This window comes from Arthrobacter zhaoxinii (assembly GCF_024385505.1).
Lineage (GTDB): Bacteria > Actinomycetota > Actinomycetes > Actinomycetales > Micrococcaceae > Arthrobacter_B > Arthrobacter_B zhaoxinii.
In genome coordinates, this window is record NZ_JANFLT010000008.1 from 22,537 (window position 1) to 49,531 (window position 26,995).

Genomic DNA, 26,995 nt, shown 5'->3' on the forward strand with positions numbered 1-26,995 from the left:
TAGGGCTGCCGGCCGCCGGTTGCGGATGTGGAGACTAGGCCTTGCTGAGCTGCTTCTTGCCCTTGCGGTACTGCCCCATCGACTTGAAGTAGTGGTTCGACGGCGTCAGGAACAGCAGCACCGTTGCGGCCAGCGACAGCAGGACGGACACCAAAGTCACCCAGGCTGCCGGGTAGACCGTGATGACGCTGGCGAAGAACTGCACGCGCGTGTTCATCGCGGTGAGAATCACGACGACGATAAGGACTATCCGGGGCCAGCTAAAGCCCATCCGGGACAGCAGTGCAATTCCCGCGAGAATAATGCCGGTAAAGATACCCGCTGACACATAGCCGGAGATTTCCTCGGAGGACCACCAGGGAATGTTGGCTTCACCGAAGATCGACGCAATTTCCTCCTTGTGCTTCTCGGACTTCACGGCCATGATTCCCACCGGAATCCGGATAAGCACCAACGCAACTGCTGCGATCAGCAGCCAGAAGGCCATCTCCACCGTCTTCGGACGGGCCGGAGCTGCTCCCGGCGTCGCCGGAGTCTGTGCTGCCGGCTGTGCTCCGGCGTAAGGATTCTGGTTGGCGTCCTGCGCCACGTTCTCGGTCATGCTGCTTCCCCCATAAAGCTGGCTGGTTCCGCGGCGGATTTGCCGGGTCGGTAGGTAGCCTATCCGACCGCAGGCTGACTTTTAGTACCGGCGGACCGCCAAGGTGCGGACCTTATATCTCCGCGGGCGAAAGCCATCGGCCCCGCCGCATGACGCGGCGGAGCTCCAGCTCCGGGCCGAGAACCAGCAGGTCCGCAGCAGCACCCTGTACCAGCTGGCCGACCTGCTGTTCGATCCCGAGAACCCGGGCCGGCACCAGCGCAGCCGCAGTCACTGCCTCTACCAGGCTGACACCGGCCCGGACACTGTTCCGCACCAGATCCAGCATGGATGCGGTGCCGCCCGCAATCGCACCAGTGGCAGTCACCCGTGCGGTGCCTTGCCGCACCGTGACGGCCGCAGGACCAAGCCGGTACTCCCCGTCCTGCAGCCCCGCAGCAGCCATGGAATCCGTCACCAGCGCTATGTTCTCCGCACCCAGGAGCTCGAACATGGTGGCCACCAGCACGGGGTCCAGATGGACGTTGTCGCCAATGAGCTCGACGACGGCGGCGCCCGCCTTCGCTGCCCGGAGGCAGGAGGCGAGCGCGCCCGGCGCCCGGTGATGCAGCGGGTCCATGGCGTTGAACATGTGGGTGACCGTCGGGCGGGCCGCAGACGCTGCAGCGCCTGCCAGCATCCGCCGGGAACGGGCGAGGGACTGTTCGGCCTGAATCGGCGAGCAGGCGGTGTGGCCCAGTGACGGAATCACGCCGTGGGCGACCAGCAGGTCCACGAGCTGATCAGCGCCGGCCAGCTCGGGGGCATAAGTCATGGTGCGCAGGTGGCCGCGGGCGGCGGAGATAAACCTGCCCGCCAGCAACACGTCCGGATCCTGCAGCGACTGGGGGTCCTGTGCGCCGCAGCGGGCTGCGGCAAGGAAAGGCCCTTCCAGATGCAGTCCTGCCAGCAGTCCCTCCTCTGCCAGGCCCGCGAGTACTCCGAGCTGCCGGAGCAGCGCGTCCGGTGCGGCAGTGACAAGGCTGGCCAGCAGGGTGGTGGTGCCGCCGGCATAAAGCGCCGTGATTCCCGCGCGGACGTCCTCCGCCTCGGCGCTGGAGAAATCCACCCCGTGGGCTCCGTGGCAGTGCAGGTCGATCAGGCCCGGCACGAGCACCTCCCCCGCCGCGAGGTCAATAAAGCGGTCACCGGGACGGGGCTGGAATCCGGTGCCCGGCCTCGAATAGGCGAGTACCGTGCCCTCCACTGCAACCGTGGCATCCGCCAGGGTTTCCGTGCCGAGGACCGCCCGCCCGCGCAGGACGGTACGGGGAGTTCCGGGCGTCAGGGCGTATTTGGTCATTGGCTGTCCGTCAGGCCAGCAGGGAGGCCGCGGCGTCGTCCGCCAGGACGGTGACGTTGCCGTGCAGCTGCAGCACCGACGCCGGGCATTCCGGTGTCACCGGGCCGGTCAGGGCGCGTGCCAGGGCCTCGGCCTTTTCCCGTCCCCGGGCAATCAGGAGCAGCTGCCGGGCTTCCAGGATGGTGCCGAGCCCCTGGGTGAGGCAGTGCGTGGGTACGTCCTCGAGGGAATCGAAGAACCGCTGATTGGCCCGGCGGGTGTCCTCGGTGAGAGTCTCCAGTCGGGTGCGCGAGTCCAGCGCTGCACCCGGCTCGTTGAAGGCCAGATGGCCGTTGCGGCCGATGCCCAGGATCTGCAGGTCAATGCCGCCTGCTGCTGCGATGCGCTGCTCGTAGCGGGCGCCGGCCTCGTCCAGCTTCTCCGCATGCGGGTCGGGGACATGCATGGTCGCGGGGTCCAGCCCCAGCGGTTCAATGATTTCCCGGCGGAGCACTTCGACGTAGCTCTGCGCGTGGCCCGGAGCCAGTCCCACATATTCGTCCAGGGCAAACCAGGTAGCGCTGCTGAAATCGGTGCCCCCGGCGGCGAGCTCCCTGTAGAGGGGCGACGGCGACGAACCGGTGGCGACGCCGATCACCGGGGCCGGCCTCCCGGCGAGGGTTTCGAGCACAAGGTCAGCTCCGGCCTGTCCCAGGGTGGCCGCGTCGGCGCGGCGGATCACCCGGATCGAAGAGTGCTGCAGGGACCCGGCCCTCACGAGGCGTCCTGCAGCTTGGCGAGTTCGCCTCGGATCCCGTCGAAATGCCTGCGCAGGCGTTCCGCGGCCAGCTCCTTGTCACCGTCTTTGACTGCTTCAAAAATCCCGCGGTGAACCGCCGCCGTTTCCGTCAGGTTGATCAGCGGGTCCCCGCCCAGCTCCGCATGGATCTTGCGGTACACCTTCCAGAAAACGGACATCAGATTCGAGAGCAGCTCATTCCCCAGCGGTTCAAACAGCTGGTAGTGGAAAGCTTCGTCAACTTCGGTGAAGACTTCGCCTTCCGCGGCCAGGGTCTCCATCTGCTGGACAGTGGCCTCGATCTCAGCCAAGTGGTCCGGCGTCGAGAGGTCCATCGCCTCGCCGATCAGGCCGGATTCCAGCGCCTGCCGGACATCAACCAGCTGCAGCGCCTCCTTGCCTTCGTGGCGCAGGGAAAGCCTCCCGCGGAATGTCAGCCCGTCCGCCAGGGCATCGAAGTTGGCCGGAGCCACAAACATCCCAAACCCGTGCCGGATTTCAATCACCCCAAGGGCCTGGAGGACCTTCAGCGCCTCCCGCAGGGTGTTCCTGCCGATACCCAGCGCGAGGGTGAGTTCCCCCTCGGTGGGCAACGCATCGCCGGCCTTCAGGTCACGGTCGAGGATCAACTCCATGATGTCGGCCTGCAGAGCGCGGGAACGGTTCTGGGCACTGAACCGGGCCGGCGGCAGTGAGGCATCGGGCAGGCTCATTCAGATCCTCCTGGAACTGTTCGAAAGGTGGCGCCGGGGCGAAAGATAATTCGATCCTAGGTTATAGGACGTCCCATCTACGGAAAAGACACCCAGATCTCGCTTGACGGCGTGATGTGATGAACCTTACAGTTCTGGGACAACCGTCGGACATCCTACGTCCGATAAGTGACATGGATGGGTGAGGCGCAACGATGAGCAACACTTTTGAAAGCAGCGGGCTCCTGAAGGATTCAAGCCGGCGAAACTTCCTCAAGCTGGCCGGCGTGATGGGCGCCGCCGCAGCATTTGCAGGGTCCATCTCTGCATGCAGCCCGGGCGGAAGCCCGGCCACCGGAGGCGGCACGGCAGCCGCAGAAGGGACCGGCTCCATCGAAGCCGGAATTTCCTACCAGCTCTCCACCGGCTTCGACCCGATGCTTTCCACGGGTGCCACTCCGCAGGCCGCCAACCTGCACATCTTCGAAGGACTGACGGAACTCCATCCGGCCACCCGGGAGCGGTATCTCGCCCTGGCGGCCGCCGAACCGGTCATGGTGGATGACACCACGTACGAGGTGAAGCTGCGCAGCGGCGCGAAATTCCACAACGGGGAACCGGTGACCACGGCCGACGTCGCCTTCTCCTTCCAGCGCGTCCTCGATCCGGCCAACACGTCACTCTTCGCCGGGTTCATCCCCTTTATCGACACCGTGACCGCCAAGGACGATTCCACCGTCCAGTTCAAGCTGAAGTATCCGTTCCCCACCTTCAGCGACCGCATCTCGGTCATCAAGGTCGTCCCGGAAGCAGCAGTCAAGGCAGACCCGGCCGGTTTCGACCTCAAGCCGATCGGCTCCGGCCCCTACAGCCTCGTCTCCGCCGTCAAGGAAGACCGCATCGTCTTCAAGAAGTTCGATGACTACAACGGCAAGTACCCGGCCCGGGTGGCGGACATGACCTGGCTGCTGCTGGCAGATCCGGCCGCCCGCGTCGCCGCAGTGCCCTCCCGCACCCAGGCCATCGAGGACGTCCCCTACCTGGACGTGGACCAGCTCGCGAGCAAGGTCGACGTCGAGTCGGTGCAGTCCTTCGGCCTGCTGTTCCTGATGTTCAACTGCGCCAAGTTCCCGGACAAGCGCGTCCGCCAGGCACTGCACTACGCCATCGACACCGAGGCCGTCATCAGCAAGGCCCTGCTCGGCAACGCCTCTGCTGCCTCGTCCTACTTCCAGGAGGGGCACCCCTCCTACAGCGAGGCATCCACTGTCTATGCGTACGACGCCGCCAAAGCCAAGTCCCTGTTGAAGGAGGCGGGGATGGAGAACATCACCATCACCCTCACCTCCACGGACACCGGCTGGGTGACCCGTGTGGTGCCCCTGATCAAGGAGTACTGGGACGCCATCGGCGTTAGCACCACCCTGGAAATCCTCCAGTCCGCAGCGGTCTACGCTCCGGAAAAGGTGGGCGGAAAGAACTTCGATGTGCTTTGTGCGCCGGGTGATCCCTCGGTCTTCGGCAACGACGGCGACATCCTCCTCAGCTGGTTCTACCGCGGCGCCACCTGGATGGAGGCCCGCGCCGGCTGGAACACCACACCGGAATTCACCACCGTGCAGGACAAGCTGGACCAGGCCGTGAAGGTGGATCCGGACAAGGCCAAGGGCATCCACGCCGAGGTCATCAACATCGTCTCCGAGGAAGCCCCGCTGTATCCGCTGTTCCACCGCAAGCTGCCCACCGCCTGGGACAGCAACGCACTGGACGGCTTCCAGCCGCTGCCCACCACCGGCGTCTCCTTCGTAGGCGTAGGACGCAAGTAGCGAGACAACCGCGGCGGGGCGCCTCCCCGGCGCCCCGCCGTACCCCCTGCATTGGAGTTTTTGAGTGACAATGTTTATCCGCCTGTTAGGGCGCCGGCTTGCTGTCCTGCCGATCATGCTGCTGGGCGTCACCGTGATGGTGTTCATCGTGCTGTCAGTTGTTCCGGCGGACCGCGCCACCGCCGTCCTCGGTGAAAACGCCAGCGAGGACGCCAAGGAAGCCTGGCGGGAGGAACGGGGCCTCAACGCTCCCCTGGTAGTCCAGTTCTTCCGGTATCTGGGCGGTGTGATCCGGCTCGATTTCGGCGTCACCAACCCGCCGGAAGAGTCCGTGGCCAGCAAAATCGCCACGGCCTTCCCGGTGACCCTGCAGTTGACCTTCCTCGGCATCCTGCTGGCCGTTGTCCTCGCCCTCACGCTCGGCATCCTCGGCGCGCTCTACCGGGACCGCTGGCCGGACCAGGCCATCCGCATCTTCTCCATCGCGGCAATTGCCACCCCCTCCTTCTGGCTGGCGATCCTGCTGATCCAGTGGTTCGCCCTGCCCGAAGGATCCATCTTCCCCACGGGCGGCCTGGCCTGGGCGGACCAGTACGGGTTTGTCGGCTGGCTCTATTCCATGGCCCTGCCGGCCCTCGCCCTCGGCATCCCCGTCTCGGCGTCGCTCATCCGCGTGGTCCGGACCTCGATGGTGGAGGAACTCGACCGCGACTACGTCCGCACCGCCATCGGCAACGGCGTGCCCTACCGCACCGTCGTCGCCCGCAACGTCCTGCGCAACGCGCTGGTCACCCCCGTCACCGTCCTCGGACTGCGGGTGGGCTACCTGCTCGGCGGCGCCGTCGTCATCGAAAAGATCTTCAGCCTCAACGGCATGGGCGACCTGATCGTCGTGGGGCTGACGACGTCGGACACCAACCTCGTGCAGGGCGCGGTGCTCACCATCGCGGTCGCCTTTGTCCTGGTCAACATCGTGGTTGACCTGCTGTACCTGCTCATCAACCCCCGAATCCGGACGGTGTAACCCCATGCGCAATTCACTGGCCGAACGGCTCAGCAGCGGCGGCGCCCGCTTCACCGCCCTGAACCTCAGTTCAAAACTCGCACTGGGCTTCCTCGGATTCATTGTCCTCGTGGCAGTCTTCGGACCGCTTCTGGCACCCTACGGGGAGAACGAATCCAGCGTCCCGGTCCTCGCCCCGAACGGCGAGCACCTCTTCGGCACCGACGGTTCCAGCTATGACGTGTTCTCCCGGATGCTCTACGGGGCGCGGGTTTCCATCTCGATCGGCCTCGGTGCCGTTGCGCTGGCCCTGATCCTCGGCTCGGTCCTCGGCGCCGTTGCGGCCACCTCCGGCAAGGCCGTGAGCGAGACCGTGATGCGCATCCTCGACATCATGATGGCCTTCCCCGGCATCGCCCTGGCAGCAGCGCTGCTGTTTGCCCTGCGGGACCACTCACTGAACCTCTTCGGCTCGACCGTTCCGGTGATCATCCTTGCCATCGCCATTGTCTACACCCCGCAGCTCGCCCGGGTGGTCCGCGCCAATATCCTGGCCCAGTACGGCGAGGACTACGTCCGGGCCGAACGGGTCATCGGCGCCGGCCGCACCTACATCCTGCTGAAGCATATTGCCCGCAACTGCGCGGCCCCCATCCTGGTGTTCGCCACCGTGATGGTCGCCGACGCCATCATCCTGGAAGCCTCGCTGTCCTTCCTCGGCGCCGGCGTGCAGCAGCCCGCCGCCTCCTGGGGCAACGTCATGGCGGACGGCCGCAACGTGGTGTTCAGCGGAGCCTGGTGGCCGACGACGTTCGGCGGCATCACCATTCTGCTCACCGTCCTGGCACTGAACATCCTGGCCGAAGGGCTGACCGACGCCATGGTCAACCCCGGCGTCCGAAAAGGCCGCAAGGGCGTGCCCCCGGCTCCCGCCGCCGTCGAGGCAGTGGCCACGGCCGCCCAGCCCTCCACCCTTGACGCCGCCGGCACCTCGCTGACCCAGGCCGACGGCGGCCGGCACCTCCCGGAGGAGGACGCCCTGCCCGCAACAGGCGCGGCCGTCAATGCACCCGGTTCCCTGGCAGCACTGGCCAAGGAACTGGAACTGCTGGCCGCCGTCGAGTCCCGGAGGACGGACCGCCTCCCGCAGGCGGACGAGGACGCCCCGGTGGTCCTGGAAGTGAAGGACCTTTCCATCCGCTTCCCCGGACGCTACGGCGACACCGCCATCGTGGACCGGGTGAGCTTTACGGTCCGCGAGGGCGAAACCATGGGACTCGTGGGCGAATCCGGCTGCGGGAAGTCCATTACCTCGCTGGCGGTCATGGGCCTGCTCCCGCCGACGGCACGGCTCTCCGGATCCATACGGTTTAACGGCAAGGAACTGCTGACCAATGACCCGAAGGAACGCAGCCAGCTGTATCGGGGGCTGCGCGGCGAGCAGATCGCCATGGTGTACCAGGATGCGCTGAGCTCCCTGAACCCGTCCATGCTGATCAAGGACCAGCTCCGGCAGCTCACCTCCCGGGGCGGGCGCAGAAGTCCGCGGGAACTGCTCGAAATGGTGAAACTGGACCCGGACCGCACGCTGAAGAGCTACCCGCACGAACTGTCCGGCGGGCAGCGGCAGCGCGTGCTGATTGCCATGGCCCTGTCCCGTTCGCCGAAGATCGTGGTGGCGGACGAGCCGACCACCGCCCTGGATGTCACCGTCCAGAAGCAGGTGGTGGACCTGCTGAACGAACTGCGGGAACAGCTCGGGTTCGCCATGGTGTTTGTCAGCCACGACCTGGCCCTCGTTGCGTCCCTGGCCCACCGGGTCACCGTGATGTACGCCGGGCAGGTAGTGGAATCCGGCGATGTTCCGGATCTGCTGCGGGACCCGCGCCACGAATACACCCGCGGACTGCTGGGAGCGGTGTTGTCCATCGAAGCCGGCGCCGAGCGTCTGCACCAGATCCAGGGCACCGTTCCCTCCCCCGGTGACTTCGCCGCCGGCGACCGTTTCGCGGAACGCTCGCTGCGGCCGGATGCGGATCCGGAGCAGGTCCTGGAGTTTGTCCGCATCGGCGGGACGAACCACTACTGGGCCAGCCATGAAACCCCTTCGGACCTGGTCGAAACCGGCACAACAGCAAGGCAGCAGGCATGAACGCGACAGCAACGCCGAACACCACCGGCCCCGTCCTCGAACTGAAGGACATCAAGGTCTACCACCGGGCACGCTCGGGCTCCCTGTTCCGCCCGAACATCGTCAAGGCGGTCGACGGCGTGAACTTCACCGTCCGCCGCGGCGAGACCGTGGGGATTGTCGGAGAATCCGGCTGCGGAAAATCCACCCTGGCCTCCGTGCTGGTGGGACTGCAGGAGCCTACGGCCGGGGAAGTCCTCTTCCATGGAAAGCCGGTCAGCACCAAGGCCTCCTCCTCCAAGAAGACCTTCGGCCGCGACGTCGGCGTGGTGTTCCAGGATCCGGCCACCGCCCTGAATCCCCGGATGACCATCCATGACATCCTCACCGACCCGCTTCAGGTCCACGGGATCGGCACCCAGCAAAGCCGGGACGCCAAGGTGAAGGACCTGCTCTCCCTCGTGGGCCTGCCGCAGTCCGCCGCCGACGTCACCCCGCACCAGGTTTCCGGCGGCCAGCGCCAGCGCGTCGCCATTGCCCGGGCGCTGTGCCTGGATCCGTCGGTCATCGTGGCCGATGAGCCGACGTCGGCCCTGGACGTGTCAGTCCGCGCCCAGGTCCTGAATCTGCTCTCGGACCTGAAACGGGAACTGAACCTCGGCATGGTCTTCATTTCCCATGACATCCAGACCGTCCGCTACGTTTCCGACCGCATCTGCGTGATGTATTTCGGCCGGATCGTCGAGGAAGGGCCCGCCCGCGATGTCTTTGACCGGCCCGCCAATGACTACACCAAGAGCCTGCTCGGAGCAGCGCCCAGCCTTTTGCACATCTAGAACCAAGCACTGGAGAACTACTTGTCACACGCAACACAGTCCCGCTTCCACGGTGTCATCCCCCCGGTGGTTACGCCCCGCACCGCGGACGGCGCCGTCGACACGGCTTCGCTGGAAAAACTGACCAAATACCTGCTCGACGGCGGCGTTTCCGGACTGTTCGTCCTGGGTTCCTCCGCCGAGGTGCCCTACCTGACCAATGACGAACGCGACCTGGTGGTACGGACCATTGCCGGCGTCAACGCCGGAGAGGTGCCTATCCTGGCCGGCGCAGCCGAGCAGACCACCCCCCGCGTGATCGAAGAGGGACGCCGGCTGATCGGCCTCGGCGCGGACGCCATTGTGGCCACCTCGCAGTTCTACGCCATTTCGGATGCCGCCGAGACGGAAATCCACTTCCGCGCCCTGCACGCCGCCTTCGATGTCCCCCTGTTCGCCTACGACGTTCCCGTCCGGACGCACTTCAAGCTCCCCCTGCATCTGCTGGTGCGGCTTGCGCAGGACGGCGTCCTCGCCGGCGTCAAGGATTCCTCCGGCGACGACGTCGGGTTCCGGCAGCTGCTGCTGGCCACCCGGAACGTGCCGGACTTCGCGGTCTTCACCGGACACGAGGTGGTGGTCGACGGCGCACTGCTGGGCGGCGCCCACGGCGTGGTTCCGGGACTCGGCAACGTGGATCCGGCCGGGTATGCGGCCCTGTACAACGCGGCCCAAAGCGGCGACTTTGCCGAAGCGGCCCGGATGCAGGACCGCCTGGCTTCCCTCTTCAATATTGTGTATGCCCCCACCCCCGGCCGTGTCTCGCCCGGAGCCGGAGGGCTCGGCGCCTTCAAGACGGCACTGATGCTGCTCGGCGTCATCGACACCAATGTGATGTCCGCGCCCATGGTGCAGCTGAACGAGGCCGAAACCTCCGCCATCCGGACCATCCTCGAGTCCAACGGGCTGCTCTGATTTCCATGCGCCACGTGATTGGGCTCGATCTGGGCGGCACCAAGACTTCCGGCGGGGTGGTCGACGGCGAGGGACGGATCCTCTTCTCCTCCACCGTCGCGACGCCGGCGCAGGCCGGGCCCGACGCCGTCCTGTCCGCCGCCGCGGACCTCACGGCTTCGCTCCGCGCGGATGCCCGGGACTCCGGTCTGGCCGTTGATGCGCTGGGCATTGGCGCCGCCGGCGTGATCGATTCCGGGCGCGGCGTCGTCGTCTCGGCGACGGACGCGATCCGCGGCTGGGGCGGAACCAGGCTGACCGCCGAGCTCACCCGGCGCACGGGGCTGCCCGCCACGGCCATCAATGACGTCCACGCGCATGCCCTCGGAGAAAGCTGGCTCGGCGCCGGTGCCGGGATGCCCAGCGTCCTGTTTATCGGCGTGGGCACCGGCGTGGGCGGCAGCTACGTCCTGGACGGCGAATGCCTGGAGGGGTCCAGCTTCACGGCCGGGCATGTGGGCCACATCGCCTCACCCTTCGCGTATGAGACCGGCACATTTGGAAGCGGGCTGCCCTGCAGCTGCGGCGGCACCGGACATGTGGAAGCGGTGGCGTCCGGGCCGGGGATCTTCTCGCTCTTCACCCGGCTGGGCGGCGTGCAGGCGGAGGACACCCGCGGGGTGTACCGCCTCGCCGCAGAGGGCCATCCCGTTGCCGCCGAGGCTCTGCGCCGCGGGGCAGCAGCTGCAGGTTCCGCCGTCGGCGGCCTGGCGAACGTCCTGGACCCGCACGCCGTCATCGTCGGCGGCGGGCTGGCCTTCGCCGGACCGCTTTGGTGGAACACCATGGAGCAGGCGGCCCGGAACGAACTCCTGCGTCCGCTTGCCGGGCTGCCCATCGTCCCCGCACAGCTCGGGGAGACTGCCGCCATCCGCGGTGCCGCCCGCCGCGCGCTGGCACTGAACCCCGTCTCCGAAGGGCAGCATGTTTAATCTCGAGAGCCTCCGCTCCTCCCTCATAGTTTCCTGCCAGGCCTACCCCGGCGAACCAATGCGCGATCCCCGGACCACCGCGCAGGTGGCACAGTCCGCCGTCATTGGCGGGGCTGCCGGAGTACGCGTCCAGGGGATCAGTGACATCCGGGCCGTCCGTGCCGCCGTGGACGTTCCGGTGATCGGGCTGTGGAAGGACGGGCACGACGGCGTGTTCATTACGCCCACGCTGCGCCACGCCTTGGCCTGTACGGAAGCCGGTGCAGACATCGTGGCCCTGGACGGCACGCGCCGGGAACGGCCGGACGGACTGACACTGGCCGAGACCGTCGCTGCGCTGCACGACCAGACGCCGGCGCTGGTGATGGCCGACTGCGGGTCCGCTGCCGACGCCGAAGCTGCCGCGGCGGCAGGAGCGGACATCATCGGCACCACGCTGGCCGGCTATACGGACGAGCGGCCGAAAACGACCGGGCCTGATCTGGAGCTTCTGCAGGAGCTGGCTGCACTGAGGCTGGGCGTTCCGGTGATTGCCGAAGGCCGCATCCACACCCCGGCGCAGGGCCGTTCGGCGCTGGGCGCGGGGGCGTTCGCCGTCGTCGTCGGCACTGCCATCACCCATCCGGCCACGATCACCAGCTGGTTCGCCGCTGCACTCGAGTCATGACCGGCTTCCTCGACCGGGTGGATCCGGAGCTCCTGCCGGGACTGGAGTATTCGCAGGCCCACCCGCCGCCCACTTCGGTGGCCGAGCTTTCGGATTTCCGGGCCCGGACTTCCCCGGCCGTCTCCGGCTTGGGCGACATGTCCTTCCGGGACTACCCGGCTGACGGAGTTCTCCTGCGTGTTTTCACCCCCGCGGGAGCCGGCCCGCATCCGGCGATTTACTGGATCCACGGCGGCGGCATGATTGCCGGGAGCGTCGACGGCGATACCTCCTACTGCGCGGATCTGTGTGCCCGGACGGGGGCGGTGGTGGTTGCGGTGGACTACCGGCTCGCTCCGGAGCACCCCTTCCCGGCACCCCTGGATGACGTGACCGCGGGACTGCGCTGGCTGTTTGCCTCAGCCGAAGCCCTGTCCGTGGATCCGCGCCGGGTGGCGGTGGCCGGTTCCAGTGCCGGCGGCGGCCTGGCTGCCGCGCTCACCCTGCGGAACCGGGACTCCGGCGGGCAGGCGGTTGCCTTCCAGTACCTGATGTATCCGATGCTGGATTCCTCGCACTCTTCCGGTTCTGCGGTCGAGTTCGCCGGCATTCCCACCTGGAACGCTGCGCACAGCCGGTTCGCGTGGGAGTGCTATCTGGGCGGTTTCCCTGCGAGCGCCTATGCGGTTCCGGCTCTCGCGGACGATCTCCGCGGGCTGCCCCCGACGCTGATCCAGGTAGGCGAGCTGGACCTGTTCCGGGACGAAGACATTTCCTTCGCCGCCCGCCTGCTGCAGGCCGGCGTACCCACCGAGCTGCACGTGTATCCCGGTGCCTATCACGGGTTCGAACTGACGGACTCACAGGTTGGCGCCCAAAGTCTGCGCGACCGGGACCGGGCGCTGGTCCGGGCCCTCCATGGTTCCGGCACAACCGCTTCCCATGAATACTGCTCCTCCCCCACGAATACCCCGATGAAAGGTTCCCCGTTATGAGGCTTGAAGGCTGGCAAATCATCATCGTCGTCGTTCTGGCGATTGTCCTGTTCGGTGCTCCAAAACTGCCGGGAATGGCACGCAGCGTCGGCCAGTCCCTGCGGATCTTCAAATCGGAGGTGCGGCAGATGAAGGAAGAGGACGGCACTCCGGATACCACGCAGCCCGTGCCGGGAACCATACCCGTGCCGATGCCAGTGACAGTACCGAAGGACAGTTCCCCCTCCGCCCGCCAATAAAAAACACCTGTACCCGGGTTCCAAACTGCCCTTGTGAGGCAGGATGGATGTACCCAGCCGGGACGCACGATCCCCGGACCGCACAGAGGAAAGGCATTATCCAATGGCAGATCTAGGCGGCATGGCAGACAAGGCGAAGGACGCAGCCAAGGACAACCCGGAGAAGGTTGACCAGGCTAAAGACAAAGCGAAGGACGCCGTCGACGGAAACAAGGACGACAACAAGTAGTAACCGTCAGGCGCAGAGAGCCGGGCCGTCCCTGCGGGGGCGGCCCGGCTCTGCCGGTTCCGGGCCCGTTTTGTCCGCACCGGGGAATAGAAGTCCGCCCGGGTTTCTTGTACCGCCCATGAAAGCAATCGTGTACTCCGCCACAGGCCCCTCGTCCGTCCTCTCCCTCGTAGACCGCGACGCCCCCGCCCCCGGCCCCGGCGAAGTGCGGGTCCGGGTTACCGTTTCGGGCGTGAACCCCACCGACTGGAAGGCCCGCGCCGGCAGCAGCCTCGCCTTCCCCGAAGTGGTGCCGAACCAGGACGGAGCCGGGGTGGTCGACGCCGTAGGCGAGGGCGTAACCGATCTTCAGGTGGGCGACCGGGTATGGATCTACCTCGCCGCCCACGGCCGTCCGACCGGGACCGCCTCCGAATTCACCGTCCTCCCCGCCGACCGGGCCGTACGGCTTCCGGAAGACATTGGTTTTGACGTCGCCGCCAGCCTCGGCGTCCCTGCAATGACGGCGCACCGCGCCCTCACCGTCCACGAGCACGGCCCGTCCCGGCTCGCCCCTGGAGCCCTGGCAGGACGCACCGTCCTGGTTCAGGGCGGCGCCGGAGCCGTAGGCCACGCGGCCATCCAGTTCGCGGTCTGGGCCGGCGCCACCGTGATCGCCACGGTCAGCAGCGACGCGAAGGCCGAACTCGCCACCGCTGCCGGAGCGCACCACATCGTCCGTTACCCGGATGACGCCGAGGCCGAGCGCATCCGCGAGATCGCCCCGGACGGCGTCGACCACATTGTCGAGGTGTCCCCCGCCCAGAACGCCGCACTCGACGTCGACGTGATCGCCAACCACGGCAGCATCGCCTACTACGCCAATAACAACGGCGAGGAGTTCACCGCGCCGATCGTTGCCAGCTTCGCCAAGAACGTCCGCTGGCAGGGCGTGCTCATCTACACGGTGGGAACCGAGGCCCAACACGCCGCAGCAGAAGACATCACCGCCGCACTGCGGGACGGTGTCCTGCCCGTCGGCGAGTCCGCCGGACTTCCCCTCACCTGGTTCCCGCTCGAGGAAACCGCAGCCGCGCATGACGCCGTCGAAAGCGGCACCACCGGCAAGATCCTCATCCGCGTTGCCGGGGACAGCACCGACGCCTAGCTGAGGCCGATGCTGCGGAAGGGCCTTGCTCCGAGCGGGGCCCTTCCGCGTCCGGTACCGGACGGCGCTGCAATGAACAGCTCGTTCCTCCGGGATGAACCAAGGTTGAACAGGTAGCATGACGGTACTATTTCTTCTTTGGCCCCGAGAGCGGGTTGGATGTCAAGGGTGTTCGGCGGAAACCGCTGGCATCTGGAACGCGAGGTATCTCCATGTCTGGCCAGATTCTTGACGTGACCCGACGGGTCGGCGTCGTAGTGGGGCGTGTCCTGGTCTACGTCCTGATCTGGCTTGGGCTCGCGCTGCTCATCGCCGCCGCGGGCATCCGGTTCTTCTGGGGCGAAATCTCCGTGGGCCAGATGCTCCTGAACCTCGTCTCGGTGGAGACCGACGGCGGCGGCGGCGGCATTGTCTGGCTCGGCATTATCGGAGTCGGCGTCCTGCCGCTGCTCATCACTGCGGGGATTGCCCTGTGGCAGTACTTCCGCCGCCGCAAACTCCGCCGCAGCGCCGAGGAACCCCGCCGCTCCCCCTGGATCCGGCGCACCGTCGCTGCGGTCCTCGTGGGCGCAGTGGTCATCGGCGGCACCACGGCCTTCGCCTCCACCGTGGGCATGGCCGATTACATCAAGGCCGCGAACTCCAAATACAACATCGGCGACTACTACGTGGAGCCGGCTGTCACCGGCGACGAGCAGAAGCGCAACCTGGTGCTGATTTACCTGGAGTCCGGCGAGGCCACCCTCGCGGACGACCAGCTCTTTGAAAAGGACGCGTTCCTCCCGTTGAAGGAGGCCACGGCCGCCTCAGAGGGCTGGCAAAGCGTGGAGAACTTCCAGCAGTACGAGGGGGGAGGCTGGACCATGGCCGGCCTCGTCTCGACGCAGTGCGGCGTGCCGCTGAAGGGCGTCGGCTCCGCTGAGGATAGTTCAGACGCCGCCGCCCTCGACGACGACGGCGAAACGTACCTGGGCGGGGCCACCTGCCTCGGCGATGTCCTCGACGAGCACGGGTACACCAACGTCTTCCTGGGCGGAGCCAACGCCGCCTTCGCCGCGAAGGACACCTTCCTGGGCACCCACGGCTACTCCGAGGTCAAGGACCTCTCCGACTGGCGTGCCGCCGGGGAACCGGAGGAGAGCTTCCGCAGTGACTGGGGCCTGAGCGACGAACGCCTCATGGCCAACGCCAAGGACGAGATCGACAGGCTGCACGCCGAGGCGGAGACCGGCCAGCCGTTCAACCTGTCCATGCTGACGCTGGACACCCACGAGCCGGTCCATGTCTACGACTACTGCGATGTGGACACGGAGAACAACGTGACCTCCGTGTTCGCCTGCTCCATGACCCAGGTGGCCGGCTTCGTTGACCACATGAAGGAAAAGGGCTATCTCGAGGACACCGCCGTGGTGATCATGGGCGACCACCTCAAGCACATGAGCGCCGGCGACGCGTTCCATGAGCAGCTCGACCACCACGCCAACCGCACGGTCTTCAACCGGATCTGGATTCCGGGCCAGGACGCTAGCAGCACGCTGCGCCCCGGTGCGGACCAGCTGAACATGTACCCGACCATCCTGGAAGCCGCAGGCCTGACCCTCAAGGATCGTCAGGCCGGGCTGGGCGTATCCGCCTTCACCTCGGAGATTCCTGCCAAATCGGCGCAGGCCATGGAGCGCGATGCCTATGCCGAACTGCTGGAATCGCTTTCCCCGCAGTTCTACGCGGAGGCCTGGGCCGGGCGGTAGTTCGGAAGGCAGGCCCTGCCCGCTTCGCCTGCCCAGTGCCCGGGGACGGTGCATGTATGGTTCAGAGTCAGGAACCGCTTCGGTTCCGCTACAGGAGCGAACATGTCTGACAAGTCCCCGCGCCAAGCAGCATCCAAGAAGTCCGGCAAGTCCATCAAGGAAAAGCGTGCCGATAAGAAGGCCGCCGCGGCTCCGCCCGCCCTCGACAAGGCCGCCGGCGCCAAACCCGCATCGCCGAAAAAGAAGTGAACGGCCCCGTGGAGCGTCTCACCCTCGGAGTCCTTTCCAACACACGCAAGCCCGATGAGCGGCGTCTTGCCATCCACCCGCTTCATCTGGAACGCATCGCCCCGGAGGTTCGGGCGCAGATACTCCTCGAAGAAGGCTACGGAACCAGCTTCGGCGTTTCGGACGCCGAGCTGAAGCCGCTGGTGGGCGCAGTGCTCCCGCGGGCACAGATTGTGGCGGAGGCCGACGTCGTCCTCCTGCCCAAGCCGCAGCCCGAGGACCTGGCCGAACTGCGGGACGGGCAGACCCTCTGGGGCTGGCCGCACTGCGTCCAGGGCCGCGCCGTCACCCAGCTCGCCATCGACAAAAAGCTCACGCTGATCGCCTTCGAAGCGATGAACCATTGGGCCGCCGACGGCGGTTTCGGCCTGCATGTCTTCCACAAGAACAACGAACTGGCCGGCTACTGCTCCGTGCTGCATTCTCTCAGCCTGACCGGATCCACCGGCGCCTACGGCCGGCGGCTCAGCGCCGTCGTCATCGGCTTCGGCGCGACGGCACGCGGCGCCGTCACTGCCCTGAACGCCCACGGCATCCACGACGTCCAGGTCCTGACCAGCCGCGGCGTCGCGGCGGTCGGCGCCCCGATCCACTCGGCGCGGATTGTTCAGTTCGACCGTGACGACAGCACTCCGTTCCTCAGCGAGGTCATCACTGACGACGGACGGGTGCCGCTGGCCCCGTTCCTTGCCGAAAGCGACATCGTGGTCAACTGCACTTTGCAGGATCCCAACGCCCCGCTGACCTACCTGCGCACCGATGATCTGGAGGCTTTCCGGCCCGGCAGCCTGATCGTGGACGTTTCCTGCGACGAGGGCATGGGCTTTGAGTGGGCGAAAAGCACCACGTTCGCCGACCCGATGTTCGAGGTGGGCGAACACATCAACTACTACGCCGTCGACCACAGCCCGTCCTACCTCTGGAATTCCGCCAGCTGGGAAATCAGCGAGGCGCTCCTGCCCTTCCTGGAAACGGTCATTGCCGGCCCCGACGCGTGGACGGGGAACGAAACCATTGCCCGTGCAATCGAAATCCGCGACGGCGTCATCCGGAACAAGGACGTGCTGCAGTTCCAGCAGCGGGAGCCGGCCTACCCGCATGCGGCGCTGAGCTCCTAAACGTGAGGTCCTAAACGGGGGGGTCAGGCCCCGCGGGAGTCGTAGGCGGCACGCCCGGCGAAGACCTCATCCATGTGCTGTTCCGCCCAGCCCTTGATGCCGCGGGTCAGTTGATGCAGGGACAGCCCCATGTCGGTCAGTTCGTACGTGACGGTCACGGGCACCGTGGGCGTGACCGTCCGGGTGAGCAGACCGTCCCGCTCCAGCGAGCGCAGTGTCTGGGTGAGCATCTTCTGGCTTACACCGGCAAGCACCCGGGACAGTTCGGAGAAACGCAGCGGGCGGGGATCCCCGTCGCAGTCCGGCCCGCTGCCGAGGGCCGCCAGGACCAGCATGACCCATTTATCAGAGATCCGGTCCAGCAACTGCCGGCTGGGACATACATCCAGGAACGCGTTGTACTTCGCCTTTTCCTGCGCTCGTTTTTCTGCCGCCGTCATGGTTGGCATTTCCTGCACCTCGTCACTGTGGGTTACCTAGGCACTTCCAGGTGCCTACTTCCTGCAGGGAAGCTGCGTCACCATAGTGGACTGCATCGGTAAGGAACACCACCCCTGAAAGGCAGAACATGAGCACATTTACCGCCTCCCTTCCCGGCGCCACCTGGACCCTGGGCGGCCTTGAGGTGTCCCGCTTCGGCTACGGGGCCATGCAGCTCGCCGGGCCCGGGGTGATGGGGCCTCCGCCGGATTACGACGGCGCCCTCGCCGTCCTGCGCGAGGCCGTCGAGCTGGGCATCACCCACATCGACACCGCCGAGGCGTACGGCCCGCACATCACCAACTCGCTCATCCGCGAGGCACTGCACCCCTACCCCGGGACGCTGCACGTGGTGACCAAGGTGGGCTCGGTCCGCGACGACCAGGGCGGATGGCCGCCGGCGCGGAAGCCCGACCAGCTGCGCCGTGCGGTCGAGGAGAACCTGGAAACGCTCGGCCTTGATGCGCTGGACCTGGTGAACCTGCGCATGGGCGACGGCCAGGGAACGGTGCCGGGTTCCCTGGCCGACGCGATGGAGACACTCGCCGAGCTCCAGCAGCAGGGGGTGATCCGGCACCTCGGCGTGAGCAATGTGCTGCCGGAGCAGGTGGCCGAAGCCCGTAGCATCGTCCCCATCGTCTCGGTGCAGAACATGTACAACCTCGCCTTCCGCCGGGATGACGAGCTAATCGGTTCCCTCGCGCAGGACGGCATTGCCTATGTGCCGTTCTTCCCGCTGGGCGGTTTCAGTCCGCTGCAGTCCCAGGCGCTCTCCGCCGTCGCCGCACGGAGAGGTTCAACGCCCATGTCCGTGGCCCTGGCATGGCTGCTGCAGCGTTCGCCGAACATCCTGCTCATCCCCGGCACTTCTTCGGTGGCGCATCTGCGCGAAAACGTGGCCGGGGCCGGGCTGGTGCTTTCCGCGGAGGATGTGGCCGAGCTGGACGCTATCGGCGGGTAACCGGTTCCGTCGGGAACCGGTGATTGTCGTGGACGTTTAGGGCACACTGGTCGCGTGAACGCTATCCCCTGGGTGCTGCACGTCGACCTCGACCAGTTCATCGCCGCCGTCGAAGTGCTCCGGCGCCCGGAGCTGGCCGGCAAGCCGGTCATTGTCGGCGGCCGCGGCGACCCAACGGAACGCGCCGTGGTCTCCACCGCCTCCTACGAGGCCCGGGCCTTCGGCGTCGGGTCGGGGATGCCGCTGCGGATCGCAGCCCGGAAGGTGCCCGACGCCGTCATCCTGCCGGTCGACGCCGAGGCCTACCTCGAAGCTTCGGACACGGTGATGGCCACCCTGCGAGCCCAGCCCGGCGCCGTCGTACAGGTCCTGGGCTGGGATGAGGCCTTCGTCGGTACGGTGACCGAGGATCCGGATGCCTACGCCCGGCAGCTGCAGGCCGCCGTCCTGGAGCAGACGCAGCTGCACTGCAGTGTGGGCATCGGCGACACACTGGTCCGCGCCAAGAATGCCACCGACCTCGGCAAACCGGCCGGCGTCTTCAGCCTCACCGCCGGAAACTGGCTCGACGTTATGGGTACACGGCCCACCAAGGAGCTGTGGGGTGTCGGGAGCAAGATCTCGGGACGGCTGGCCAAGCTGGGCATCAATACCGTTGCCGAGCTCGCCGCGGTGGACCCCTCGGCCCTGGTACCTGAGTTCGGCCCCAAGATGGGCCCCTGGTATGCCGAACTGGGCCGCGGCGACGGCTCCAGCGTTGTGGATGACACCCCGTGGGTGGCCCGCGGGCACAGCCGTGAAACCACCTTCCAGACCGACCTCACCGAGCCGGCGCAGGTGGACGACGCCGTGCGGCAGCTTGCCGCGCAGGTCCTGGCCGATGTGGCAGCGGAAGGGCGGCCGGTGATCGGGCTGACCCTCAAGGTCCGGTACGCGCCGTTCACCACCAAGACGCATGCGAGGAAGATTCCGGAGACCTTCGACCGGGACGATGTCCTCGCCCGGGCCCTAGACCTCGCCGGTGCCATCGAGCCCGGCCGTCCAATCCGGCTTTTGGGCCTCCGCGCCGAAATGGCCATGCCCGACGACGCCCGGAAGGGACACACGCCCGCGCGCGGCGGGTGGTGAACCGGCAACTCCCCGTTTTGACGCTCCCGTGTGACTACTGCCATAGTCTTCGGGTGAACTTGTCAGGGTGCCGAACTATCGGACAGCATGAGTTAGCTCCTGCGAGCGCTTCTCAATGCCCTCCGCGGCTGCATAGAAGCTGAGTAGGACCTGACGGAACACACCCAAAAACTCCTTGTCTCTCCCTGCCCCGGGGCCACCACGCCCTGATCCGGCACGGGGAACCCTACCGCAAGCTGCCCGCCGGCGAGCAGCACCCCCGAACCCTCGACCCCGCAGCACCCCCGCGAGGCCGAGCAAGCAAAGGACCCCCATGACACAGCCACCACCGGTCGCCCAGCGGCCGGCGATTCCGGACGCCGCCAGTGCGGCGAACGCCTCCGGTCCCACCTTCCACCATGAGGAGGAGGGCTACCACAAGGGGCTCAAGCCCCGCCAGGTCCAGATGATCGCCATCGGCGGCGCCATCGGCACCGGGCTGTTTATGGGTGCCGGCGGCCGCCTCGCCACGGCAGGTCCGTCGCTGGTCATCAGCTACGCCGTCTGCGGCTTCTTTGCCTTCATGATTCTCCGGGCCCTCGGCGAACTGGTGATGCACCGGCCCTCCTCAGGATCCTTCGTCTCCTACGCCCGTGAATTCTTCGGCGAGAAGGCAGCCTTCGTCACCGGATGGCTGTACTGGCTGAACTGGGCGATGACGGCGATCGTGGACATCACCGCCGTCGCGCTGTACATGAACTTCTTCCGGAAGTACTGGCCGCCGATCGCCGATGTACCGCAGTGGACCTGGGCGCTGGCCGCCCTGATCCTGGTGCTGGGCCTGAACCTCATCAGCGTCAAGGTGTTCGGAGAACTCGAGTTCTGGTTCGCGCTGATCAAGGTGGTGGCCCTGGTTGCGTTCCTGATTGTCGGCATCTGCTTCGTCATCTTCGGCACCCCCGTGGACGGCCAGCAGGTCGGCTTCAGCCTCATCTCGGACAACGGCGGCTTGTTCCCCAACGGCCTGCTGCCCGCCGTCGTCGTTATGCAGGGCGTGGTGTTCGCCTACGCCTCGATCGAACTCATCGGCACCGCCGCCGGCGAGACCGAGCACCCGGAAAAGATCATGCCCAAGGCCATCAACACGGTGATCGTGCGCATCGCCGTGTTCTACGTCGGCACGCTCGTCCTGCTCTCGCTGCTGCTGCCCTACAGCTCCTACCACGCCGGCGAAAGCCCGTTCGTCACGTTCTTCGGATCCATCGGGGTGGACGGCGTGGACGCGATCATGAACCTGGTGGTCCTGACCGCCGCGCTGTCCTCGCTGAACGCGGGCCTGTATTCCACGGGCCGCACCATGCGCTCCATGTCGTTGGCGGGCTCGGCCCCGAAGTTCGCCGGGCGGATGAACAAAGCCGGTGTCCCCTACGGCGGCATCGCCCTGACCGCCGCCGTTGCCCTGCTCGGCGTCGTCCTCAACGCCGTCGTTCCCGCGCAGGCCTTCGAGATCGTCCTGAACGTCGCGTCGCTGGGCATCATCAGCACCTGGGGCATGATCGTCCTGTGCCAGATGGAGCTGGCGCGGCGGGCTAAGCGCGGCGAACTTTCGCGCCCGTCCTTCCGGATGCCCGGCGCTCCCGTGACCGGCTGGATTACGCTCGCTTTCCTTCTCGCCGTGCTGATCCTCATGGCGTTCGACTCCCCCGTGGGCACCTGGACCATCGCGTCCCTGGTGGTCATCATCCCCGCACTGATGATCGGCTGGCGGCTCTGCCGCGACCGCGTCCTGGAACTCGCGGCAGCCCGCGGCGACGACGCCGGTGCGCATTCCCGAGTTCACCACGCCTGAAACCAGACATTGAACCGGTAGCCTGACGGCACTAGTGTTCCCGCAGAGAACTATTCCCTGTCAAAAGAACGGTTTGGATATCAAGATGTTTGGCGAAACGCGGCCAACGCGGGGTGTTGCCGTGTCTGGCCCGGCTGTCCGCACGGCCCGAAAGGCCGGGGTGGTCCTGGGCCGGATTCTGTTATACGTCCTGATCTGGGCCAGTCTTGCCCTGCTCATCGCCGCCGCGGGTATCCAATTCTACTGGGGCGAAATCTCCGTGAGCCAGATGATGCTCAATCTCGTTTCCGTGGAAACGGAAGGCGGAGGTGGACCCGTTGTATGGGCGGGCATCCTGGGCATCGGTGTTGCACCTGTAGTCATCACCGCCCTGATTGCCCTGTGGCAGTTCTTCCGACGCCGCAAGCGGCGGAAGAACTGCAGGCAGCCCCGCCGTCCGCAGTGGATCCCGCGCACCATCTCCGCCGTCTTGGTGGCCGCACTGGCCGTTGGCAGCGTTACGGCCTTTTCCACCACGGTTGGCGTGGGGGATTACATTAAGGCGGCCAACTCCGACTACGACCTCGCAGACTACTACGTGGAGCCCACCGTCACTGACGGCGAGGACAAGCGCAACCTGGTGGTCATCTATCTGGAGTCCGGTGAGGCAACGCTGGGGGACGACCAGCTTTTCGAAAAGGACGCGTTCGCCCCCCTCAAGGAAGCCACGCCGGCCTCGGACGGCTGGCAGAGCACGGATGGGCTCCAACAGTTTCAGGGCGGAGGCTGGACCATGGCCGGCGTCGTCTCCACGCAGTGCGGCGTACCGCTGAAGGGCACCGGACCCGAGCCGAACGACGGTTCCGGTGAGGTAGGTGAAGGCGTCAGCACCTATCTGGGCGGGTCCACCTGCCTTGGCGATGTTCTGGCTGAGCACGGCTACACCAGTGTCTTCCTGGGCGGCGCCAATTCCTCCTTCGCTGCGAAGGACGTCTTCCTGCGCAACCACGGCTACTCCGAGCAGAAGGGCCTCGCCGACTGGCGCTCCGCCGGTGAACCGGAGAAGAACTTCCGCAGCGACTGGGGCCTGAGCGACGAACGGCTGATGGCCCATGCCAAGGATCGGATCGACCAGCTGCACGCCGAGTCGGAGAAAACGGGCCAGCCGTTCAACCTCTCCCTGCTGACGCTGGACACCCACAAGCCGGCGCACGTCTTCGACTACTGCAATGTGGATACGCAGAACACGGACATCTCGGTGTTTTCCTGCTCCATGGCCCAGGTGGCCGGTTTCGTGGACCATATGAAGGAAAAGGGATACCTCGATGACACTGCCGTGGTGATCATGGGTGATCACCTCAAACAGCTGAGTGCCGGTGACTCTTTCCACGAGCAGCTGGACGGCCAGACCCCCCGCTCCATCTTCAATCGGATCTGGGTCCCCGGCAACGACAAGAACACCACTCTGCGCTCAGGCATCGACCAGCTGAACATGTACGCCACGATCCTGGAAGCAGCCGGCCTCACCCTGAAGGATCATGAGGCGGGGCTGGGCGTGTCCGCCTTCGCCGCGAAGGTTCCGGGAAGCTCGGCGCAGGCAATGGATCCAAATAGCTATAAGGAACTGTTGAACTCGCATTCCCCGAAGTTCTATACGAGAGCCTGGGCCGGTGAGAAAGCCGTCCAGTAGTCCCCCTTCCCGGCGGGCCGGTCCATTCCGCCGTTCAATCAGGTAATCTCGCTGCATCCTCAATCACCGCCCCAGTTTCGCGCTGCAAGCCGATTTCTCCGGATGAGCGCCATCTCTGCGGAAGGATCAACATGACGGATGTCAGTGAGCACGCCGCCAAGCGGCTTTCCGACTCGCAATGGGAAAGACTCCTCGGGATGGCCGCGCCAACCGACGTCACCGCCGGCGACTATGTCTTTCGTGCAGGGGATCTGAACTATCCAATGATCCTCGTGGAATCAGGATCCATTGAAATGGTTCGTGACCCGTTGTGGTGGGATGAAGAAACGGTTCTCAGCACTTTGGGGCCGCGCTCGTTCGGCGGGGAACTCGGGCTGCTCAACGGCCAGGGCGCACTCCTGTCGGCGCGGGTGAAAGAGTCCGGACGCATCCGGCGGCTGGCCCGCGAGGATCTGCGGTTGGTTATGAACCAGGACGACGACCTTGGCGGAATTGTTCTCCATACTCTGTGGGAACGCCGCGAAGCGCTTCGCCGGGGTCCTGCCGCCATGACGCTGAAGTTAATCGGGACGGAAGCGTCGAGTGAATTGCTGGCTCTTCGACGCTTCGCTGAACGTCTGGATCTCATTCATACCGTCTTCGCCGTCCCGTCGGACGGGATGGGTGCCCTCGACGGCCACGGCATCGCACCCGATGACCTGCCGGCAGCGCTGATCCAGGGCAAGCTGATCAGGCGTGCGACGCCGGGGACTATCGCTGAGCGCCTCGGGCTGAGTTACCAGCCCCATCAGGAGGGCGCGACGGACCTGCTCGTCGTTGGCGGCGGACCGGCCGGGCTCGCGGCGGCCATCTACGCAGCCTCCGAAGGGCTGAGCACAGTGGTGCTCGACGCCGTCGCGCCGGGAGGCCAGGCGGCGTCGACCTCCCGAATCGAAAACTTCCTTGGTTTTCCCTTTGGAGTTGCCGGCGGAGATCTCATCCGGCAAGCGACGCTCCAGGCGATCAAGTTCGGGGTAAGGATCTGGGCGCCCTGCGATGCGGTCTCTCTCGAGACGATGAATGATGGCCTAACGCTCACGCTGGGTGACGGCGCTACCCTCCATACCCGCACCGCCCTGATTACGTCGGGGGCCGCATACCGCAGTCTCGGAGTTCAGGGGTGGGAGGACTTCGAGGGACGCGGAATCTACTACGCCGCTACCAGCCTCGAGGTGCGCCAAGTCGCAGGGCACCCCGTGGTTGTTGTTGGCGGGGCAAACTCCGCCGGCCAGGCCGCGCTCTATCTCGCATCCCATGGATGCCCGGTCCATCTGGTGGTGCGCGGAAGGGACGTTGGGGCGAGGATGTCCTCCTACCTCGTGGAACGTCTACGGGAGGATTCCCGGATCTCCATTCATACCGAGTCGAACATCATCGGCTTGGACGGAGACTCCGCCCTGGATTCAGTCCGCATCGACACCGCCGGCGCGGTGGATGCACGCGGGCTGTTCTGCTTCATCGGAGCCGACCCTGCCAGCGCCTGGCTGCCCGCCCTGGACAGAGACACTGCGGGCTTCATCCGCACAGGAACCGACATCGCCATTCAGTCCCTGGATCAGTGGCAGCCGCTGGGCCGCGAACCCATGCCCTTTGAAACCTCCACCCCGCGCGTCTTTGCAGCAGGCGACGTGCGGCACGGCTCGATGAAGCGCATCGCGGCTGCGGTCGGGGAAGGGTCCAGCGCCGTCGCGTCCGTGCACCGGGCCCTTAGCGACCCCGCCAGTCCCCTCGCCCGCCCGCTATAGCCGGACCGACCCCTCGATACAGCTCGTAACGTGTCCGCCCACCCAGATTTTCCCGTCGCGGAGACTGATGTGCACACGGCCCTGGCGTCCCAGGACAGTTCCCTGTGACGCCGTGTAGGGCGCGGCAGCCAGCCCTGCGTCGGTCAGCCAGCGTGCCAGGGCCGCGTTTAAACTGCCGGTCACGGGGTCTTCCCAGACGGGGTCTCCTCCGACGAAGGCCCGCACCTCGAACCGGGATTCCTCCGTGGACTCGTGCGGTCCGACAACACCGATTTCCAGATCACCCGCCTTCCCGGGGTCGGGCTGCAGGCTCAGGACTTCCCGCGCCGAGGAAAGCCGGACGCCGATCCACTGCGGACCGTTAACCAGCCACGACGCCTCGAGGATGTCCTCCCGCGGGATCCCCAGGATGTCCGCTATCCGACTTGTAAGAGGCTCGTCGGCGGGTTCGTAGCGGATGAGCGGCGGCGCCTCGAAGGCCAGCTGCCCCTCCTCCACCCGGACCGGAATCAGCCCTGCCGCGCATTCCTGGACGAGAGTCCCGCCGGGCCGGATCACTCCCCCGGCGTCCAGCCAGGCCTTGGCCGAGCCAAGCGTCGGATGTCCGGCGAAAGGCAGTTCTTCCTTCGCAGTGAAGATCCTTACCCGGTAGTCAGCCGCCGGACTGTTTGGCGGCAGGAGGAACGTTGTCTCCGAGAGGTTGGTCCAGGCGGCGAACCGCTGCATCTCATCGGCACTCAGCCCGTCGGCATCATGAACCACCGCCAACGCGTTGCCCCGATACGGCTCCCGGGAGAAGACATCCACTTCGCTGTATCGACGGACTTTCCTGCTGGACGATTGCGGTGACATCACGAACAGGCCCCGGACCGCACCGGCGGAAGTTCCTCGAAGGCGGGTTTTGCGAACCAATATCCCTGGAACAGGCGGATGCCGGCTGCCTTGAGAACCAGGAACTCCGCCTCGGTCTCGATACCTTCCGCGAGCAACGTGATGCCGAGTTCCTTGGCGATGCCGACGATTCCCGCCACGACGGCCCGGCGGGCCGGGCTGGTGTCGATTCCCCGGATAAGCAACATGTCGATTTTGATCAGGTCGGGCTGGAAATCGACCAGCAGGCCCAGCCCCGCGTGCCCGGCACCAAAATCGTCGACGGCGGTGGTGAAGCCATGCCTGCGGTATTCGGTGATGATGTCCGTGAGGTGAGCGGTGTCGGGCACCTCCTCATTTTCAGTGAACTCGAACATGATGGACGACGTCGGAAAGCCGTATCGTCTGGCTGCGTGCAGCGTCGCACGGAGACAGGCAGCCGGTTCGTAGACCGCCTTCGGCATGAAGTTGATGGACAGCATCAGATCCTCGCCGGCGGGGAACAGGCGCGATGCCAGCTCGACTGCCTTGACGCGGCAATCCTGGTCGAAGCGGTACTTCTGCTCCGGCGAGACCTTTGAAAGGACCTCGAAGGCACTCTCCCCCGACAATCCCCGAACCAGCGCCTCGTAGCCCCACACGCGGCCGGCGTCGGCGTCGTAGATCGGCTGGAAGGCCATGCTGAAATCGAAGTCGAGTTGTGATGCTGTCGTGCAGCCCTCGCATGCCAT

General features: G+C 66.2%; 26 protein-coding genes. 19 read left to right on the forward strand and 7 right to left on the reverse strand.

Features of this window, described 5'->3' with window-relative positions:
* Positions 1–34 precede the first annotated feature (34 nt).
* From NNX37_RS15910 to NNX37_RS15925, 4 genes are all read right to left on the reverse strand, one after another.
* Positions 35–601 (reverse strand): hypothetical protein, encoded by a 567-nt coding sequence (locus NNX37_RS15910; RefSeq protein WP_255793731.1) that lies wholly within the window; start codon positions 599–601, stop codon positions 35–37.
* A gap of 112 nt (positions 602–713) precedes the next feature.
* Positions 714–1,943, reverse strand: a complete 1,230-nt coding sequence (locus NNX37_RS15915) for an N-acetylglucosamine-6-phosphate deacetylase (protein WP_255793732.1) — start codon at positions 1,941–1,943, stop codon at positions 714–716.
* A 10-nt stretch (positions 1,944–1,953) separates the two neighbouring features.
* Positions 1,954–2,700, reverse strand: coding sequence for a glucosamine-6-phosphate deaminase (locus NNX37_RS15920; RefSeq protein ID WP_308206339.1), 747 nt, complete (start codon positions 2,698–2,700; stop codon positions 1,954–1,956).
* Positions 2,697–3,434 (reverse strand): FadR/GntR family transcriptional regulator, encoded by a 738-nt coding sequence (locus NNX37_RS15925; protein WP_255793733.1) that lies wholly within the window; start codon positions 3,432–3,434, stop codon positions 2,697–2,699. The genes NNX37_RS15920 and NNX37_RS15925 overlap by 4 nt, the downstream gene beginning before the upstream one ends.
* A 194-nt stretch (positions 3,435–3,628) precedes the next feature.
* Between NNX37_RS15925 and NNX37_RS15930 the strand changes: the two genes are divergently transcribed.
* The 14 genes from NNX37_RS15930 (at position 3,629) to NNX37_RS15995 (ending at position 17,544) form a co-directional block, all read left to right on the forward strand.
* Complete coding sequence (locus tag NNX37_RS15930; protein ID WP_255793734.1) at positions 3,629–5,239, forward strand: ABC transporter substrate-binding protein; 1,611 nt, start codon at positions 3,629–3,631, stop codon at positions 5,237–5,239.
* A gap of 64 nt (positions 5,240–5,303) precedes the next feature.
* Positions 5,304–6,263 carry an ABC transporter permease gene (locus tag NNX37_RS15935; RefSeq protein WP_255793735.1) on the forward strand — a complete coding sequence of 320 codons (960 nt, stop codon included), beginning with the start codon at positions 5,304–5,306 and terminating at the stop codon, positions 6,261–6,263.
* Between the two features lie 4 nt (positions 6,264–6,267).
* Entirely contained in the window at positions 6,268–8,394 is a 2,127-nt protein-coding gene (locus tag NNX37_RS15940) for a dipeptide/oligopeptide/nickel ABC transporter permease/ATP-binding protein (protein WP_255793736.1), read from the forward strand.
* Positions 8,391–9,209 (forward strand): ATP-binding cassette domain-containing protein, encoded by an 819-nt coding sequence (locus NNX37_RS15945; protein ID WP_255793737.1) that lies wholly within the window; start codon positions 8,391–8,393, stop codon positions 9,207–9,209. Before NNX37_RS15940 ends, NNX37_RS15945 begins: the two co-directional genes overlap by 4 nt.
* 21 nt (positions 9,210–9,230) lie before the next feature.
* A complete protein-coding gene (locus tag NNX37_RS15950) occupies positions 9,231–10,163 on the forward strand; it encodes a dihydrodipicolinate synthase family protein (protein WP_255793738.1) in 933 nt (310 codons plus the stop codon).
* A 5-nt stretch (positions 10,164–10,168) separates the two neighbouring features.
* The gene (locus NNX37_RS15955) at positions 10,169–11,134 is read left to right on the forward strand and encodes an ROK family protein (protein ID WP_255793739.1); all 966 of its coding nucleotides are present in this window, start codon (positions 10,169–10,171) and stop codon (positions 11,132–11,134) included.
* Complete coding sequence (locus NNX37_RS15960) at positions 11,127–11,801, forward strand: N-acetylmannosamine-6-phosphate 2-epimerase (RefSeq protein WP_255793740.1); 675 nt, start codon at positions 11,127–11,129, stop codon at positions 11,799–11,801. Before NNX37_RS15955 ends, NNX37_RS15960 begins: the two co-directional genes overlap by 8 nt.
* Positions 11,798–12,775 (forward strand): alpha/beta hydrolase, encoded by a 978-nt coding sequence (locus NNX37_RS15965; RefSeq protein ID WP_255793741.1) that lies wholly within the window; start codon positions 11,798–11,800, stop codon positions 12,773–12,775. The genes NNX37_RS15960 and NNX37_RS15965 overlap by 4 nt, the downstream gene beginning before the upstream one ends.
* Positions 12,772–13,014, forward strand: coding sequence for a Sec-independent protein translocase subunit TatA (gene tatA / locus NNX37_RS15970; protein ID WP_255793742.1), 243 nt, complete (start codon positions 12,772–12,774; stop codon positions 13,012–13,014). Before NNX37_RS15965 ends, tatA begins: the two co-directional genes overlap by 4 nt.
* A 103-nt stretch (positions 13,015–13,117) precedes the next feature.
* On the forward strand, positions 13,118–13,243 hold the full coding sequence (locus tag NNX37_RS15975) for a hypothetical protein (RefSeq protein WP_255793743.1): 126 nt from the start codon (positions 13,118–13,120) through the stop codon (positions 13,241–13,243).
* A gap of 118 nt (positions 13,244–13,361) precedes the next feature.
* Positions 13,362–14,390, forward strand: coding sequence for an NADPH:quinone reductase (locus NNX37_RS15980; protein WP_255793744.1), 1,029 nt, complete (start codon positions 13,362–13,364; stop codon positions 14,388–14,390).
* Between the two features lie 212 nt (positions 14,391–14,602).
* Positions 14,603–16,138, forward strand: a complete 1,536-nt coding sequence (locus tag NNX37_RS15985; RefSeq protein WP_255793745.1) for an LTA synthase family protein — start codon at positions 14,603–14,605, stop codon at positions 16,136–16,138.
* 102 nt (positions 16,139–16,240) lie between these two features.
* On the forward strand, positions 16,241–16,387 hold the full coding sequence (locus NNX37_RS15990; protein ID WP_255793746.1) for a hypothetical protein: 147 nt from the start codon (positions 16,241–16,243) through the stop codon (positions 16,385–16,387).
* 8 nt (positions 16,388–16,395) lie between these two features.
* Complete coding sequence (locus NNX37_RS15995) at positions 16,396–17,544, forward strand: N(5)-(carboxyethyl)ornithine synthase (protein WP_407079980.1); 1,149 nt, start codon at positions 16,396–16,398, stop codon at positions 17,542–17,544.
* 23 nt (positions 17,545–17,567) lie between these two features.
* Here the strand turns inward: NNX37_RS15995 and NNX37_RS16000 are convergent, their stop codons facing one another.
* Positions 17,568–17,984 (reverse strand): winged helix-turn-helix transcriptional regulator, encoded by a 417-nt coding sequence (locus NNX37_RS16000; RefSeq protein WP_255793748.1) that lies wholly within the window; start codon positions 17,982–17,984, stop codon positions 17,568–17,570.
* Positions 17,985–18,112: 128 nt separating this feature from the next.
* On the opposite strand from NNX37_RS16000, the gene NNX37_RS16005 reads away from it, so the two are divergent.
* The 5 genes from NNX37_RS16005 (at position 18,113) to NNX37_RS16025 (ending at position 25,394) form a co-directional block, all read left to right on the forward strand.
* The gene (locus tag NNX37_RS16005) at positions 18,113–18,985 is read left to right on the forward strand and encodes an aldo/keto reductase family oxidoreductase (protein ID WP_255793749.1); all 873 of its coding nucleotides are present in this window, start codon (positions 18,113–18,115) and stop codon (positions 18,983–18,985) included.
* 54 nt (positions 18,986–19,039) lie between these two features.
* Complete coding sequence (locus NNX37_RS16010; protein WP_455423609.1) at positions 19,040–20,113, forward strand: DNA polymerase IV; 1,074 nt, start codon at positions 19,040–19,042, stop codon at positions 20,111–20,113.
* A gap of 313 nt (positions 20,114–20,426) precedes the next feature.
* A complete protein-coding gene (locus tag NNX37_RS16015; protein ID WP_255793750.1) occupies positions 20,427–21,941 on the forward strand; it encodes an amino acid permease in 1,515 nt (504 codons plus the stop codon).
* A gap of 121 nt (positions 21,942–22,062) precedes the next feature.
* Positions 22,063–23,610 (forward strand): sulfatase-like hydrolase/transferase, encoded by a 1,548-nt coding sequence (locus NNX37_RS16020; protein WP_255793751.1) that lies wholly within the window; start codon positions 22,063–22,065, stop codon positions 23,608–23,610.
* A gap of 131 nt (positions 23,611–23,741) precedes the next feature.
* On the forward strand, positions 23,742–25,394 hold the full coding sequence (locus tag NNX37_RS16025) for an FAD-dependent oxidoreductase (protein ID WP_255793752.1): 1,653 nt from the start codon (positions 23,742–23,744) through the stop codon (positions 25,392–25,394).
* Here the strand turns inward: NNX37_RS16025 and NNX37_RS16030 are convergent.
* Both NNX37_RS16030 and NNX37_RS16035 read right to left on the reverse strand, forming a co-directional pair.
* Positions 25,389–26,246 (reverse strand): PhzF family phenazine biosynthesis protein, encoded by an 858-nt coding sequence (locus tag NNX37_RS16030; RefSeq protein WP_255793753.1) that lies wholly within the window; start codon positions 26,244–26,246, stop codon positions 25,389–25,391. The two genes, NNX37_RS16025 and NNX37_RS16030, sit on opposite strands and share 6 nt — an antisense overlap.
* Positions 26,246–26,995, reverse strand: coding sequence for an EAL domain-containing protein (locus NNX37_RS16035; protein WP_255793754.1), 750 nt, complete (start codon positions 26,993–26,995; stop codon positions 26,246–26,248). Before NNX37_RS16035 ends, NNX37_RS16030 begins: the two co-directional genes overlap by 1 nt.